Source organism: Salmonella sp. SSDFZ54 (assembly GCF_004010735.1).
GTDB lineage: Bacteria > Pseudomonadota > Gammaproteobacteria > Enterobacterales > Enterobacteriaceae > Salmonella > Salmonella enterica.
Genome location: NZ_CP034819.1, coordinates 1080937 through 1094105, shown reverse-complemented (window position 1 = coordinate 1094105; position 13169 = coordinate 1080937). Strand labels below are relative to the sequence as shown.

Genomic DNA, 13169 nt, shown 5'->3' with positions numbered 1-13169 from the left:
CCTCTGACACCTGAGATTTTTACGGTGGTATTTATTTCTGTAATATACACTTCATCCTTTAAGCTGCCTCTTTGTTGGCTGCGCTCAGAAACCCCGGTCACAGAGTTATCTATGCTCCCGGGGATTTCTTCCCTTGCCGCCGCGATGCATCTTGAATGATTTTGTGTATAAATGGCTTAAACTCATACCCCTCTTTCTCATAATGTTGAAGTACAAACCAAATTTTAAAGACATCCCAATGGCTATAAAGCCAATGTGTTATATCATTACTGTCAAGACTAAAATGATCCTGCATCCTGTAATGCCCGTTTGCTGCGTAGGCATTTTTGATACATTCAATGATGTTATGGTAACGTGTGTGGCATACATATCATGAACAGATAATCTCAGCCCGTAGCTATAGGCCCTCCACGATTTTATTTCCCTCTGTCGGCAATTGTTCCGCATCTTTTGTTGTTGCCTTTTGCTTCCCTGAAGATGTAGAACCGTTACCCGTGTCGACTGTAGGTACATTTGACGGTACAGGGTAATTTGATTTATTCAACAACCCTTATTATGGTGAAAAATAACTATCTATAGGCATCAAAGCGTTACAGATCTTTCCATCAAATAATTCAAAATCATGGACGTTTACTAAAAATTTATCTTTATATGAGTAATGAGCACCAACCACTGGAATAGTAAAAATCTCGATCTCTTCATTTTTTTTATTTATTATTAACATGCCATCAAAACCATGAGGTATTTGATCGTCACTAAAATTATTTAATGATAGTCTAATATTTATTATAGATTTATTATTCCCAGCCAAAAAGGAATTAATTAAAGAATCGGTTATTCCATGAGGATAAGTATCAACATATACTATTCGTATAGAGTTCCCCGCTCTTTCATTCCAACAGGATTTATTGACCGCATATATCCTTTCATCAGCTCTATATTCTTTAAAATATTCCTTCCCTTCAGGGTTACCCCATACGAATAAATAATATCCTCGCTCACCAGCGCTGACAGAAAATGTCACAATCCAGATAAAGAGGAATATATATTTAGCCATATCATCTATCTCTTACATTAGATTTTTTTGAACGGATGTAAATTCGCCACCGCAAAGGTGTCCGACTCCTGGCTGTCAGCCTCCAGCGTGGAACTTTAGCGGGCGAGAGTTCGTCAGGCTCATACTTTATCGTGTTTCCAGAACATGAAACAATGTACAAAAATAGACTCTTAGTGAGTAGGCCGTAGGATCTTTCCCTACAGCCTCTCACAAACCGTACGTAAAGCTCTCACTTCATACGATTCGCGTCAGATAAATATATCCTCTGGCACTACGGTTCAGTGTAAAAACACTCAGGATTATGCCTTTGATGGTCGCCCCATTAACTGACATGTTTTTGCCTTTTAACAGTCACTGCATTATCATCCCGGTTCCGGTTGACAAACTCCTCACCACTGATCGCTACTTATTTTCCTTAAAACAGGGGAGTCTCTGAGACTTCCGCCAGCGTTTTAGCTCTTCAATAACTCCTTCAGGACTATCTTCTCGTTCCTCTGATGGATAAAATATCAAATCACCGCCATCAGGGTGTTGAGTAATTTTATTAAAATGGCGTAGAAGATTATCAATAAACTTCGATAATTCATCTCCAGTCAACTCTTTAGGAGGCTCAAAAAAATTATTTAAAAACTCGATAAACTCATCTTCTGTATAATCTTCAAGGTTATTTTTTAGTTCCATTTTCACCTCAAACCTTACTTATGCAATCGTATATGATTTTTAGGAGTGTTTATCATAAGGTTATCAACATCAAACACCATTCCTCCATACTGGATCTTTCCAACGTGGTGAATTTCATAAGTCCACCTACCTCCGACTTGTTGCCTTATCAAGGAGTACGGCGCTCGACCTCTTTTTATCAAAGTTTGATTCGATTTACTAAACTGCGCCAGTAACTCTGGGCATTCCCCTACACCTGATTTTCATTTACTTTTCTTAAAACAAGGCAATCCTTGAGATGCTCTCCATTCTTTAATTATGTTCAGAATACCCTCAGGTGTTCCATCACTTTCCGTTTCAGGATAATAGATAAGATCTGTTCCATCTGGGTATTCAGTGATCTTCTCAAAATACTCAAGCAATGGATCTAATGTTTCATCTGTATCCGACTCGTTTTCAGAAAATATCACTCTCAAGAAATCAATGAACTCACTTTCCGTATAATCACTAATATTTTCTTTTAATTTCATAGATCGCCTGTGTATGTCAATATGGTGTTCACACGGAGATTGTCTACATTGTAAACATCGCCTCTATTTGCAACTTCATCTATATGATGAAGCTCGAACCTCCGTTTTCCGACTCTGTCAACTTTTCTTACCTTTGATGCCTTACCTGATTTCACTCGAGTCATATAACCACCCCGCCACAGTCCACCGCATCACTCATTCTGGCAACGGGCAGGCCGTCAATAAATACCGAGGGGAGACCCGCTATAATCACGGTCTCGTAATAATCGTCGTACTGGGTGCCTTTATCGTTGAGTCGGGCGGCTGTGGGCATTTTTCTCCATAGCTTCATTACTAAATAATAAGTTGTGAGATTATCCTGGAAAATAAGAATAATTATTTATTAGAAGTTAATAAGTGATAGGATTATTGTACTTACTGCAACTCCAATAGAAATAATTAATTCTTTTGATAAAAATCTAAACTCTGAATCTTTTTTATGCAAATCCAGGATATTAATTAATTCATTTTCTCTTCGATTTGATGGCATAATTCCATCTGGGAATGTATGTATTGGTTTTCTCAATGCACTGCTGATTTTTTTAAAATTTGTTATTAAATAAAGCTTTTCTTTCTTTTTTATGAATTTGGATATAACATGAGTATTCTGTTTGTGTACTAATTTTTTTAGTTACCATGACACGGATTCATTATCAATGATAATCTTACCATCAGAAAATTCAATTTTTTGAATAAAGAAAAATTTTTATTTTCCCGCCCAAAATGTATGCAGGTTCCAAATCAAACATTTCATTATCAGCTAATGCGCCTAATTTTTTAACCGTGCGATCAAAAAGATAATTATTGTTATCATCCACTAAATCAAATCCTTCCTGACTTGAAGATGCAAGAAAAGATGCAATTTCGCTGTCAAGAATATTTTTTGTTTTATTGATAAACCTATTTTCATTAAAAATGATCTTATTAAGTAAAGGTAAGATGGTAATATTTCCTCCTGTGAACCATGGCCTGATTTAATGCTATCATTGGATGCATCATCTGGTGTTTTTAGTCTTTCATTCTTATTCCAGCTTGCACCTGTTGAACTGTTGATACCTCTGGAGGGTGAAGCTGACGACAATGGTTGCCGCCGGCGTTAATCCGTCCACATCCAGCGTAAAACGCAGGCCATTTTGTGACATAACCTTATTCTGGATTTATTGGCGAAAAAGGAACCACGGTCCGCTCGTGGCAGTGGCAATGGGGAGGACAGCCGCTTCAGGCACGCTACCGCCAAAGTTTCCGGCATCCACCATCTCCCATATATGAAACGTAACAGACGTAACTCATTGCTGGCACGGGCTTTTTGTCTCCGTTCCCGGACAAAAACAGCATCCCACCATTAAGGCGGAATGCTGTGGATTTACTCTTATGCTTCCAGCGGCGCACGCCAGTCATCAGCACCTGAAGTGCCTGTTGAAACGTGTTCCCACTCAATTTTGCGGTAAGCCAGAGAAACTCTAACCAGATGTGTGAACTCACGTTTGGTGTTGTCCTGGCAGTGCGGCATACCGGAAAGTGTCGATAGCCGGTATCCGGCCTTGTTGTAGGTGTCGATATAGCCCAGCAATTCAGGCAGGCGTTTCAGGGGAAGGGCGGGGTGATGCTGGGTTATAACAGGAGTTACAACGCCATCCAGATCGAATGCCGGATTATATTTAATCGTTCCCTGCTGTACGGCGTGGCGCATAATTTTGGTCAGATGCTGGCGTATACGTCCGGCAACATCATGCACACCTTTATCATCAATGTCTCTGACCAGTCGCGCGCGATGTAGGATTTAAGTCGCCGAAATATACATTGCGCCGATATCAGGGAAAACGTAGTGTTGGAGGCAGACAAGAATTTTATTGGCGTGACCTTCTGACCAGAGTTTCAGGCAGCCTGTATGCCACAATCTAGAGATGTACTGGAACATTAGTCATTCATTGATAACCTTTTTTCGTCCCGGCGCTGCTGAGAAGGGGTAAAGCCGGATTTTAGTACGCGCCGGGTGGCATCGCGTTTTTCGCGGACAAGGGCGAATGAGGTTTCGGGATAAGGACCGAATGATACCCCGGACTCTTTTCCCTCAAAACGATATTTGAAATACCAGATACGAAAACCGTTGGGTTTTACCAGAAGATACAGGCTGAGTGTATCAGCGAGTTTGTAGGGTTTATCAGAAGGCTTTGCACTACGGGCTTGTTTGTCGGTTAATGCCATTTGAGGGCACTCCTTTATCTAACCGGACTGAGCACCGAGTTGACCACCAAAAGCCCCTGATTTGGGCGGATAAATAGAAATTCGCTGGGAAGAGTTTATCCACTAACTCATTGAATTAAAAACACATGGGGATTTTTAAGGAAGTATAAAAAGGAAAGGTGGTGCCCGGACTCGGAATGAAACTGGTTATATAACCAATTGTTTTGTATCGACTGTTTTATCCTTGTTCTTTTTGAGGCCACCAATGAGGCCCCCATGTGCAATTCGAATTCTTTTGACGCTATAATCCCTCTTTCTTGTGGTTTGTTGTAATCATTTTGTCTGGTTCGATATGCTGAATCGCGGAATCGAAGTGACAACAAAATACAGAGATTTATAAAATACCTGGCTACCTGTGTTAGGGAGCGTTAACGCACAGATTTTGTTTATGGCTGCCAGAAATGATCTGATGGTTTGTCGTCTGGCTCTGCAAGTACCCTGTTGATATCCCGGGAACCATGAACGATACGTTCGATACGAACTTCAGTATCCAGTACCCTGAACAGCAGAAGGTAACGACCATACGAACAACCTCTGATCCCAGCCCCTAACTCGGGTCTTTCTCTGTAGAGTACTGGCGATTCGGCTATCAACAGACATTGTTGGTAAAGCTCTTCGGTAAAACTGATTGCACGGACAGGATTATCCTGAGCGATCCAGTCACCTATAGCTTCAAGATCGTGTTCTGCTAATGGTGAAACAGTCAGTTTCATATTGGCTGTTCACCTTCTGCCATCTTTTTGTATTTGTGCGTCAGTCGCCCGAATACCTCTTCAGCACTTTTACTTTCACCGCTGTTGATGCCTGCGGCCACGGCGCTCTGGAGTGATTCAAGCTTTATCTGCTGTTCCCGTTCTTCCAGAGCACGAAGTCCGGCACGAATGACTTCACTTGTATTGTTGTACCGACCACTTTCTATTTGTTCGCGGATAAACGTTTCAAAGTAAGGACTGAGGGATACACTGGTAGGCATGGTTATTTTCTCGCCGATTGATTACTATCAATTAATAATAGTTAATATTCGCGAATTGTAAAATACCTCTTTTATGCCTTGCGGCTTTTGTTCACTGTGCTTGCCAGGGCTTCCGGGTAGTGTCTGGCAATAATATCATTAAGCCTGTCAACCAGCTCTGGTTTCCTGAACGTGATGTGCGCGGAGCCCTTCTTAAAGTATCTGATGCTGAACATCTCATCTTCATAGTCCTCTTTACCCTGAACAGACTGGATGTGATCATCCAGATGAATGGTGATGTTTTCCCGGTTGTCGGGGATCGGTTTGCCGCTGAACAGGTGCAGCATTCTTTCCAGATCGGCAAGTCGATCGGCCTGTTGTCCGGTGATAAGATGAAACCCCCACCGGTCCCACCTCACCAGATTGTTGACGATAATTTTACTGCCAAATTTGCAGGGTGAATTGGTTTTGTAATTCCAGCTCAGTCCTCTGAAAACGTTGAGCACCCCTCGCTCAAACACTTCATCTTTGTTCTGGTGCAGTTGTTCAAACGTGCTCAGGATATTTGCTTCGCTGATTTCCGGAAAATTATCGTACTCCAGTGACCGGTACCATGTATCACGGGCTTGTGCATCCATTAATGACAGCATCCCTGAACGTTGCATCAGATCACGCCAGATTTCGCGGTCAAGGTTGCGGGTGATGGCTTTCATTGCGGTTTCCGGTTTTTCCATCAGCCAGCAACCGCAGCGAAAATCCTGTTTCATGGCCCAGTCCAGTGCAGTTTTACCTCCGATGCTTTCCGTCAGCACCGAGATTTCTGCCAGTTGCCGGATAAGTGTGTCGATTTGCAGCAGCGCACTCTTTCGTACAGCCAGAATGTGGCGGATGCTGGTTGAGCCGATAACGTCCGTATGCCCGTTGACCACTTCCGGACGGGGGGCTGTGATTTCAGACATAATCGATATTCCTTTTTGCAGATAAATGAAAACGCCAGCCCTGTTCAGGCTGGCGTCAGTGGAATGAAGTCTGGTGAGTAAGACTCACCGGTTCTGTTGCAGAAGCTGCAACTGGCGCAGGATACGGATATCCTCCCTGGCCTGTTCGATACAGGGCAACAGTGCTGCCGAATCCGTTCTATCCTCATCGTTGTCAAAGATAATTCCCGATTCGCAGTCGATATTGTCCTGTAGCCACGCAATCAGAATATCCAGTGCGGTTTCCGTGGTTAATGATTTCATGTTGTTCCTGGTTACCAGTCGAAAGTGGGCAGGTCCGGCAGACATTCAGCGCTGGCATCCAGATGAATGAGACTGACGCCATAACGTCGGGTAAGTGTGACAACCAGACGACGGAACGTTTTTGACAGGCCCAGGCGCTTAAGCCGCAGAACCGGGTATGACCACGCATCGGTACGTAACAGATATCCGCTACCTGTGAAATGAATCCATTCTGATTCGCCGGTGCCATTCGTCTGATGTGACAGCGAGTACAGCCAGGCGTTGTCCTTTGCCGTGATATGCGCGGTACTGCAGCGTATGCCGGTAAGGGCCGCCGCAGATGATGGCGTGCGCTCTGCTGATGTCCGGTCAGATTCATCAACAACACGAAGGGAGTAACCGTTATCGCAGACCACGTTAATCAGTTCAGCGAGAGTAACACCATCGACGTCAACGACAATGCGCCCCATGTTCAGTGCCTGCACGTTAATGCTGTCGGCTTCCAGCGTCAGGGCCAGTTTCATTGTTTCGCCCCCGGATGTTTACCCAGGGTAATGTTATTTACCGTTCTGTAATTGTCGCGGGCCATCAGGCCGGTTGCCCGGCGGGCCCGGAGGATATCAATACTGTTTCCTAGATTCTACGTCAGTACTTCAAAAAGCATAATCAAAGCCTTGATAAATATGCATTCCTTCGAAATTCAGCTTTCACCCATTGGGTGAAAGAAAAGTGCTCAAAAATATGTTAAATTATCAGCTTTTATGACTCGATATATGGTAAAATAATAGTAAGAAAAGTAGTAAAAAGGGGTTCTAATTATGATTAATAAAATTGATTTCAAAGCTAAGAATCTAACATCAAATGCAGGTCTTTTTCTGCTCCTTGAGAATGCAAAAAGCAATGGGATTTTTGATTTTATTGAAAATGACCTCGTATTTGATAATGACTCAACAAATAAAATCAAGATGAATCATATAAAGACCATGCTCTGCGGTCACTTCATTGGCATTGATAAGTTAGAACGTCTAAAGCTACTTCAAAATGATCCCCTCGTCAACGAGTTTGATATTTCCGTAAAAGAACCTGAAACAGTGTCACGGTTTCTAGGAAACTTCAACTTCAAGACAACCCAAATGTTTAGAGACATTAATTTTAAAGTCTTTAAAAAACTGCTCACTAAAAGTAAATTGACATCCATTACGATTGATATTGATAGTAGTGTAATTAACGTAGAAGGTCATCAAGAAGGTGCGTCAAAAGGATATAATCCTAAGAAACTGGGAAACCGATGCTACAATATCCAATTTGCATTTTGCGACGAATTAAAAGCATATGTTACCGGATTTGTAAGAAGTGGCAATACTTACACTGCAAACGGTGCTGCGGAAATGATCAAAGAAATTGTTGCTAACATCAAATCAGACGATTTAGAAATTTTATTTCGAATGGATAGTGGCTACTTTGATGAAAAAATTATCGAAACGATAGAATCTCTTGGATGCAAATATTTAATTAAAGCCAAAAGTTATTCTACACTCACCTCACAAGCAACGAATTCATCAATTGTATTCGTTAAAGGAGAAGAAGGTAGAGAAACTACAGAACTGTATACAAAATTAGTTAAATGGGAAAAAGACAGAAGATTTGTCGTATCTCGCGTACTGAAACCAGAAAAAGAAAGAGCACAATTATCACTTTTAGAAGGTTCCGAATACGACTACTTTTTCTTTGTAACAAATACTACCTTGCTTTCTGAAAAAGTAGTTATATACTATGAAAAGCGTGGTAATGCTGAAAACTATATCAAAGAAGCCAAATACGACATGGCGGTGGGTCATCTCTTGCTAAAGTCATTTTGGGCGAATGAAGCCGTGTTTCAAATGATGATGCTTTCATATAACCTATTTTTGTTGTTCAAGTTTGATTCCTTGGACTCTTCAGAATACAGACAGCAAATAAAGACCTTTCGTTTGAAGTATGTATTTCTTGCAGCAAAAATAATCAAAACCGCAAGATATGTAATCATGAAGTTGTCGGAAAACTATCCGTACAAGGGAGTGTATGAAAAATGTCTGGTATAATAAGAATATCATCAATAAAATTGAGTGTTGCTCTGTGGATAACTTGCAGAGTTTATTAAGTATCATTGCAGCAAAGATGAAATCAATGATTTATCAAAAATGATTGAAAGGTGGTTGTAAATAATGTTACAATGTGTGAGAAGCAGTCTAAATTCTTCGTGAAATAGTGATTTTTGAAGCTAATAAAAAACACACGTGGAATTTAGGTATTCATGTTGTTGTTATTTCGTCTCTTTCAGAATAAGGAATCCCATGGTTAAAAAATCACTGCGCCAGTTCACGCTGATGGCGACGGCAACCGTCACGCTGTTGTTAGGAAGTGTGCCGCTGTATGCGCAAACGGCGGACGTACAGCAAAAACTTGCCGAATTAGAGCGGCAGTCGGGAGGCAGACTGGGTGTGGCATTGATTAACACAGCAGATAATTCGCAAATACTTTATCGTGCTGATGAGCGCTTTGCGATGTGCAGCACCAGTAAAGTGATGGCCGTGGCCGCGGTGCTGAAGAAAAGTGAAAGCGAACCGAATCTGTTAAATCAGCGAGTTGAGATCAAAAAATCTGACCTTGTTAACTATAATCCGATTGCGGAAAAGCACGTCAATGGGACGATGTCACTGGCTGAGCTTAGCGCGGCCGCGCTACAGTACAGCGATAACGTGGCGATGAATAAGCTGATTGCTCACGTTGGCGGCCCGGCTAGCGTCACCGCGTTCGCCCGACAGCTGGGAGACGAAACGTTCCGTCTCGACCGTACCGAGCCGACGTTAAACACCGCCATTCCGGGCGATCCGCGTGATACCACTTCACCTCGGGCAATGGCGCAAACTCTGCGGAATCTGACGCTGGGTAAAGCATTGGGCGACAGCCAACGGGCGCAGCTGGTGACATGGATGAAAGGCAATACCACCGGTGCAGCGAGCATTCAGGCTGGACTGCCTGCTTCCTGGGTTGTGGGGGATAAAACCGGCAGCGGTGGCTATGGCACCACCAACGATATCGCGGTGATCTGGCCAAAAGATCGTGCGCCGCTGATTCTGGTCACTTACTTCACCCAGCCTCAACCTAAGGCAGAAAGCCGTCGCGATGTATTAGCGTCGGCGGCTAAAATCGTCACCGACGGTTTGTAATAGCGGAAACGGAATGGGGAAACTCATTCCGTTTTTGTTTATCGCCTTAGACGGCAAAAGTGCTGTCGCCCACCTGCGCTTGCGCATACCAGGCCATAAGCTCCGTGGTTCCTGGTTCTCCTTCCGCTGGAGCCCAGTGCGCATAGTCATCGGCAGCCACGGGTTGATAGCCACCGTGTTTTACTTCAAAAATTATGCCACCGGTATCCAGCGACAGCACGGCATGCCAGGTTCCTGCGGCCATCTCCAGCACCGTACAGGTTTCCCCTGTTTATTAACTGAGAACGGGTACAGGCGCTGAATCCTGGCTGGTCGGTACGTACCAGTGCGTATTTTTCAACGAGAAAGTTCACCGCATCGCACAGTGAAATGCCTGCCTCAATATGCTGCTCAATCACACGTTCATCAGCGAACGGTGTGTCATTCAGTGTGAGGCCGTAATGCTGGTCCAACAGTCGGGTGAGCAGTGTCTGCCAGATGGTGACGGGAGACGGGCAGCGCGATGCCTCCCGTACGTGTGTGTCAGGTAATGTTTTCATCTTAAGTTCTCTGTAACTGGTAGTGCTAAAGGTGAGATATTCGGGGTTATGAGGTGGTTGCGGGTGCCAGTGTCGGATAAACAGCCATATAAACGTAACCACAACTGCTGAGGGTATCGGCTTTGCAGGTCAGCCCTTTTGCATACAGCGTGACGGTATGCTGATGGCGGGGATTCAGTTCACCGCTGGTGAGCATGAGTTCCAGTTGTTTCATCAGCAGCGGAAAGGCCTGGTCCAGATGGTACGCATCCGCGTCGCTGAACCGGCCTCTGATACCGGCGCGGTCTGCAAGGTAATGCAACCGGTTACCCTCCTGCACCAGACGTGCCCCAAAACAGGGCGTCACGGTGCAGGGTAGCCCCCACCAGGGGCGGTCGTTGTTATCGTCGGGATGCGTTGTCCCGGGGAGAGTGTCTGACACGATAAAATCCTCACAGAAAATTGGTTAAGAATGGTCCGGTGGTGGCGATAATTCTGCTCTTCTGAATGCCCTTCCAGACTCAGTTCAGGGTGACGCTCATCAGCCGGACATACGGGCCAAAACTGTCCTTACGGCGTTCAGCAAACACGGCCAGCACACCGGGAATATCCTGCACTTCACGACCGGTATACGCTTCAGCACTGCCGTGCCAGCGGTATTTGCCGGTACAGAACGGAAAAAGACGGGATGCCGGATGCTGACGGTGAATACGCATGGCTTCGCCACGGGTGATGATTTTCATAGTGGGATACCTCTGAAGACAGAAGATAAAAGTGAAAACAGGTGTGATATGGTTGTGGCGGTGACGGGTTAAAGCAGACCGTGTTCCGCAAAGGAGAAAACCTGGTTGCCACCAACTATCAGATGGTCCGGTACCCGGATATCCACCAGGGCCAGTGCCTGTACCAGGCGTTCCGTGATAAGGCGATCTGCCTTACTGGGGGTGACTTCACCGGACGGGTGGTTGTGTGCCAGTATCACGGCAGCGGCATTGTGGTACAGGGCACGTTTAATTACCTCCCGGGGATGGACTTCCGTGCGGTTGATGGTGCCTGTGAAGAGGGTTTCACCGGCAATCAGCTGATTCTGGTTGTTCAGATACAGTACCCGGAACTCTTCCCGCTCCAGTCCCGCCATGTTCAGAATCAGCCATTCCCGTGCCGCATGCGTGGAGGTGAAGGCCACACCGGGTTCATGAAGATGGCGGTCCAGGGTTTTCAGGGCCCGCAGAATGAGGCTGCGCTCGCCGGGCGTCATCTCTCCGGGCAGAAAGGAAAGCTGTTGCATTGTGCTTCTCTCCATTCAGTCGATGATGCGCATAATGGCGTTGCATTCCGGATGCTGCAGGGCGTAATCCCGCAACCGATAATAATGGACCGTCATGGCATAATTCTCTGTACGACAGGCGTGATGACTGTACGCCATCAGACAGGCGGCAATGCCGGCGGCTTCCGGGCTCATTTCAGCGCGGTTGCCGTTCATGGCATTGAACAGTACCCATGTTTCGTCATCATCGTCATCCGGTTCGGGTACCATAAATGCCCCACCGTTGTTCAGGGTGTACAGATTCCAGATACCACCGCAGTAGTCTTCGCAAAGACGGTCCATCCAGCCGAAGACACGGGGCTCCAGGGTCACCCACTGTGGAATGAGGCCAAAATGTTGCGGCCAGAAACTGATGCGCTGTTCATCAGGGACGGGAGTGGCAACCAGTTGAGACTGGTTATTCCCTGGTGCAGTGGTTACGGAAACAGAAGGCGTGGTGGAGCTATGCGAAAAGGTTGTCATGAGATGATTCCTTATAAAAAGTAAATGAATGGAAGAATGCCCGGGGACTGGTACAGACGTGAGTCAGGGTTGCACTTTCAGGGAAACAGCATCAGCGCATGCTCTCCAGCAGCGTTTCTGCCATCACCCACAATGCGCGATTGAGCTTAATGTCCGTGTCGATGCTGTGAATGGCACGGGTGTGGATACGTTTTCCTTTAGCGCTGCGACCAGAAATCCCGCCTTTCAGCATATTTTCCTGGATGGTCTGATAAGCACTCCACAGGTCCTTACCGTAATCCTCCCGGCGTCGTGGCGTCAGAATGTCGGCGGTGGTGACGGGCTGATGTTCGTCACCATAACGGTAAGTCAGTGCCGCCTGTGCCAGCGCCTGGCGTGCCGGTGGCGGCAGGACCAGCGACTGCATGGCATCACGCTTTTCCTCAATCCGGTCAAAAACGCCCACCACTTCGTAAGCCCCTTCAATGACTCTGTCCACCACATTTCCCCGGTGCGGAACACGCACTTCCCCCAGAGACTGACCACAGACGCAGCCGTTCTGGCAGACGAACCTGAAGTAACCCGGCAGCATCTGGTAGCTGGAGGTACCGTCATGGGAGTTCAGCAGGATGATTTCAGGGACATGTTGTCCGTTTATCTCCCCGTCACGGCGCAGACGCAGCATGTGTTTGGTATACCCCCGGCGGCCCGGGTCACGTACGCGGGTCTGGCAGGCAAAGAAGGGCTGAAAGCCTTCCCGCTGCAGGCTTTCCAGCACGGTGATGGTGGGGATCCAGGTATAGTTCTCGCTTCTGGATGTGTGCTTATCTTCCCCGAATACGCTGGGGACGACCTGCATCAGTTCTTCGCGAGTTAAGGGGCGGTCACGGCGTATCTGGTTCGCATAACCAAAACGACTTGCTAATCGCATGATTTGCTCCTTATGAATGAGTTAGCGATATAAATGAAAAA

The 13169-nt window shown here is 45.6% G+C and carries 20 protein-coding genes and 5 pseudogenes; 2 read left to right on the top strand and 23 right to left on the bottom strand.

Translation table 11 applies throughout. From position 1 onward, the window contains the following. Positions 1–109: 109 nt before the first annotated feature. The 16 genes and pseudogenes from EOS97_RS05410 to EOS97_RS05330 all read right to left on the bottom strand — a co-directional run. Positions 110–295 (bottom strand): DUF3289 family protein, encoded by a 186-nt coding sequence (locus EOS97_RS05410; RefSeq protein ID WP_001729072.1) that lies wholly within the window; start codon positions 293–295, stop codon positions 110–112. 258 nt (positions 296–553) lie between these two features. After that, the gene (locus EOS97_RS05405; protein WP_001151808.1) at positions 554–1057 is read right to left on the bottom strand and encodes a hypothetical protein; all 504 of its coding nucleotides are present in this window, start codon (positions 1055–1057) and stop codon (positions 554–556) included. A 402-nt stretch (positions 1058–1459) separates the two neighbouring features. Then, on the bottom strand, positions 1460–1738 hold the full coding sequence (locus tag EOS97_RS05400) for a bacteriocin immunity protein (protein ID WP_000421098.1): 279 nt from the start codon (positions 1736–1738) through the stop codon (positions 1460–1462). A gap of 14 nt (positions 1739–1752) precedes the next feature. Further along, on the bottom strand, positions 1753–1920 hold the full coding sequence (locus EOS97_RS27475) for a hypothetical protein (RefSeq protein WP_327326953.1): 168 nt from the start codon (positions 1918–1920) through the stop codon (positions 1753–1755). A 60-nt stretch (positions 1921–1980) separates the two neighbouring features. After that, positions 1981–2247 carry a bacteriocin immunity protein gene (locus tag EOS97_RS05390; protein ID WP_000768132.1) on the bottom strand — a complete coding sequence of 89 codons (267 nt, stop codon included), beginning with the start codon at positions 2245–2247 and terminating at the stop codon, positions 1981–1983. Then, a complete protein-coding gene (locus EOS97_RS27470; RefSeq protein ID WP_001805650.1) occupies positions 2244–2411 on the bottom strand; it encodes a hypothetical protein in 168 nt (55 codons plus the stop codon). The genes EOS97_RS05390 and EOS97_RS27470 overlap by 4 nt, the downstream gene beginning before the upstream one ends. Next, entirely contained in the window at positions 2408–2560 is a 153-nt protein-coding gene (locus EOS97_RS05380) for a PAAR domain-containing protein (RefSeq protein ID WP_001805651.1), read from the bottom strand. The genes EOS97_RS27470 and EOS97_RS05380 overlap by 4 nt, the downstream gene beginning before the upstream one ends. 406 nt (positions 2561–2966) lie before the next feature. Continuing rightward, positions 2967–3104 (bottom strand): T6SS immunity protein Tdi1 domain-containing protein, encoded by a 138-nt coding sequence (locus EOS97_RS27090; RefSeq protein ID WP_022630125.1) that lies wholly within the window; start codon positions 3102–3104, stop codon positions 2967–2969. Positions 3105–3655: 551 nt separating this feature from the next. Beyond that, positions 3656–3796: pseudogene (locus EOS97_RS26900) on the bottom strand (type VI secretion system tube protein Hcp); the annotation flags it as partial. Positions 3797–3850: 54 nt separating this feature from the next. After that, positions 3851–4491: pseudogene (locus tag EOS97_RS26895) on the bottom strand (tyrosine-type recombinase/integrase); the annotation flags it as partial. Between the two features lie 425 nt (positions 4492–4916). Then, the gene (locus tag EOS97_RS05355) at positions 4917–5243 is read right to left on the bottom strand and encodes a type II toxin-antitoxin system RelE/ParE family toxin (protein WP_000779483.1); all 327 of its coding nucleotides are present in this window, start codon (positions 5241–5243) and stop codon (positions 4917–4919) included. Beyond that, positions 5240–5503 carry a type II toxin-antitoxin system ParD family antitoxin gene (locus EOS97_RS05350; RefSeq protein ID WP_025492088.1) on the bottom strand — a complete coding sequence of 88 codons (264 nt, stop codon included), beginning with the start codon at positions 5501–5503 and terminating at the stop codon, positions 5240–5242. Before EOS97_RS05350 ends, EOS97_RS05355 begins: the two co-directional genes overlap by 4 nt. 71 nt (positions 5504–5574) lie before the next feature. After that, positions 5575–6441, bottom strand: coding sequence for a DUF4942 domain-containing protein (locus tag EOS97_RS05345; RefSeq protein ID WP_032153714.1), 867 nt, complete (start codon positions 6439–6441; stop codon positions 5575–5577). Between the two features lie 84 nt (positions 6442–6525). After that, entirely contained in the window at positions 6526–6723 is a 198-nt protein-coding gene (locus EOS97_RS05340; protein WP_000839265.1) for a DUF957 domain-containing protein, read from the bottom strand. An 11-nt stretch (positions 6724–6734) separates the two neighbouring features. After that, entirely contained in the window at positions 6735–7226 is a 492-nt protein-coding gene (locus tag EOS97_RS05335) for a DUF5983 family protein (protein WP_023155722.1), read from the bottom strand. Continuing rightward, positions 7223–7348: pseudogene (locus tag EOS97_RS05330) on the bottom strand (TA system toxin CbtA family protein); the annotation flags it as partial. The gene EOS97_RS05335 and the pseudogene EOS97_RS05330, both read right to left, overlap by 4 nt. 172 nt (positions 7349–7520) lie before the next feature. On the opposite strand from EOS97_RS05330, the gene EOS97_RS05325 reads away from it, so the two are divergent. Beyond that, positions 7521–8783 carry an IS1380-like element ISEcp1 family transposase gene (locus EOS97_RS05325; protein WP_000608644.1) on the top strand — a complete coding sequence of 421 codons (1263 nt, stop codon included), beginning with the start codon at positions 7521–7523 and terminating at the stop codon, positions 8781–8783. A 252-nt stretch (positions 8784–9035) separates the two neighbouring features. Further along, complete coding sequence (locus tag EOS97_RS05320) at positions 9036–9911, top strand: extended-spectrum class A beta-lactamase CTX-M-55 (RefSeq protein ID WP_015387340.1); 876 nt, start codon at positions 9036–9038, stop codon at positions 9909–9911. A 46-nt stretch (positions 9912–9957) separates the two neighbouring features. On the opposite strand, the pseudogene EOS97_RS05315 reads toward EOS97_RS05320, so the two are convergent. The 7 genes and pseudogenes from EOS97_RS05315 to EOS97_RS05285 all read right to left on the bottom strand — a co-directional run. After that, a pseudogene (locus EOS97_RS05315) lies at positions 9958–10179 on the bottom strand (cupin fold metalloprotein, WbuC family); the annotation flags it as partial. A gap of 1 nt (position 10180) precedes the next feature. Beyond that, positions 10181–10450, bottom strand: a pseudogene (locus EOS97_RS05310) (TA system toxin CbtA family protein); the annotation flags it as partial. 46 nt (positions 10451–10496) lie between these two features. Continuing rightward, complete coding sequence (gene cbeA / locus EOS97_RS05305) at positions 10497–10871, bottom strand: type IV toxin-antitoxin system cytoskeleton bundling-enhancing antitoxin CbeA (protein ID WP_032153712.1); 375 nt, start codon at positions 10869–10871, stop codon at positions 10497–10499. Positions 10872–10950: 79 nt separating this feature from the next. After that, the gene (locus tag EOS97_RS05300; protein ID WP_000692345.1) at positions 10951–11172 is read right to left on the bottom strand and encodes a DUF987 domain-containing protein; all 222 of its coding nucleotides are present in this window, start codon (positions 11170–11172) and stop codon (positions 10951–10953) included. Positions 11173–11240: 68 nt separating this feature from the next. Beyond that, the gene (gene radC / locus EOS97_RS05295) at positions 11241–11717 is read right to left on the bottom strand and encodes a DNA repair protein RadC (protein ID WP_001186715.1); all 477 of its coding nucleotides are present in this window, start codon (positions 11715–11717) and stop codon (positions 11241–11243) included. A gap of 15 nt (positions 11718–11732) precedes the next feature. Then, entirely contained in the window at positions 11733–12218 is a 486-nt protein-coding gene (locus tag EOS97_RS05290; RefSeq protein WP_032153711.1) for an antirestriction protein, read from the bottom strand. A gap of 91 nt (positions 12219–12309) precedes the next feature. Then, the gene (locus tag EOS97_RS05285) at positions 12310–13128 is read right to left on the bottom strand and encodes a DUF932 domain-containing protein (RefSeq protein WP_001234693.1); all 819 of its coding nucleotides are present in this window, start codon (positions 13126–13128) and stop codon (positions 12310–12312) included. Positions 13129–13169 lie beyond the last annotated feature (41 nt).

Bases quoted from the DNA above. Each gene is read 5' to 3' on its own strand.
- EOS97_RS05405 (WP_001151808.1), bottom strand. From the start codon at position 1,057: ATGGCTAAATATATATTCCTCTTTATCTGGATTGTGACATTTTCTGTC.
- EOS97_RS05390 (WP_000768132.1), bottom strand. From the start codon at position 2,247: ATGAAATTAAAAGAAAATATTAGTGATTATACGGAAAGTGAGTTCATT.
- EOS97_RS05335 (WP_023155722.1), bottom strand. From the start codon at position 7,226: ATGAAACTGGCCCTGACGCTGGAAGCCGACAGCATTAACGTGCAGGCA.
- EOS97_RS05325 (WP_000608644.1), top strand. From the start codon at position 7,521: ATGATTAATAAAATTGATTTCAAAGCTAAGAATCTAACATCAAATGCA.
- EOS97_RS05320 (WP_015387340.1), top strand. From the start codon at position 9,036: ATGGTTAAAAAATCACTGCGCCAGTTCACGCTGATGGCGACGGCAACC.
- EOS97_RS05345 (WP_032153714.1), bottom strand. From the start codon at position 6,441: ATGTCTGAAATCACAGCCCCCCGTCCGGAAGTGGTCAACGGGCATACG.
- EOS97_RS05410 (WP_001729072.1), bottom strand. From the start codon at position 295: ATGCAGGATCATTTTAGTCTTGACAGTAATGATATAACACATTGGCTT.
- EOS97_RS05340 (WP_000839265.1), bottom strand. From the start codon at position 6,723: ATGAAATCATTAACCACGGAAACCGCACTGGATATTCTGATTGCGTGG.
- EOS97_RS05380 (WP_001805651.1), bottom strand. From the start codon at position 2,560: ATGCCCACAGCCGCCCGACTCAACGATAAAGGCACCCAGTACGACGAT.
- EOS97_RS05400 (WP_000421098.1), bottom strand. From the start codon at position 1,738: ATGGAACTAAAAAATAACCTTGAAGATTATACAGAAGATGAGTTTATC.
- EOS97_RS27470 (WP_001805650.1), bottom strand. From the start codon at position 2,411: ATGACTCGAGTGAAATCAGGTAAGGCATCAAAGGTAAGAAAAGTTGAC.
- EOS97_RS05350 (WP_025492088.1), bottom strand. From the start codon at position 5,503: ATGCCTACCAGTGTATCCCTCAGTCCTTACTTTGAAACGTTTATCCGC.
- EOS97_RS05355 (WP_000779483.1), bottom strand. From the start codon at position 5,243: ATGAAACTGACTGTTTCACCATTAGCAGAACACGATCTTGAAGCTATA.
- EOS97_RS05290 (WP_032153711.1), bottom strand. From the start codon at position 12,218: ATGACAACCTTTTCGCATAGCTCCACCACGCCTTCTGTTTCCGTAACC.
- EOS97_RS05285 (WP_001234693.1), bottom strand. From the start codon at position 13,128: ATGCGATTAGCAAGTCGTTTTGGTTATGCGAACCAGATACGCCGTGAC.
- radC (WP_001186715.1), bottom strand. From the start codon at position 11,717: ATGCAACAGCTTTCCTTTCTGCCCGGAGAGATGACGCCCGGCGAGCGC.
- EOS97_RS05300 (WP_000692345.1), bottom strand. From the start codon at position 11,172: ATGAAAATCATCACCCGTGGCGAAGCCATGCGTATTCACCGTCAGCAT.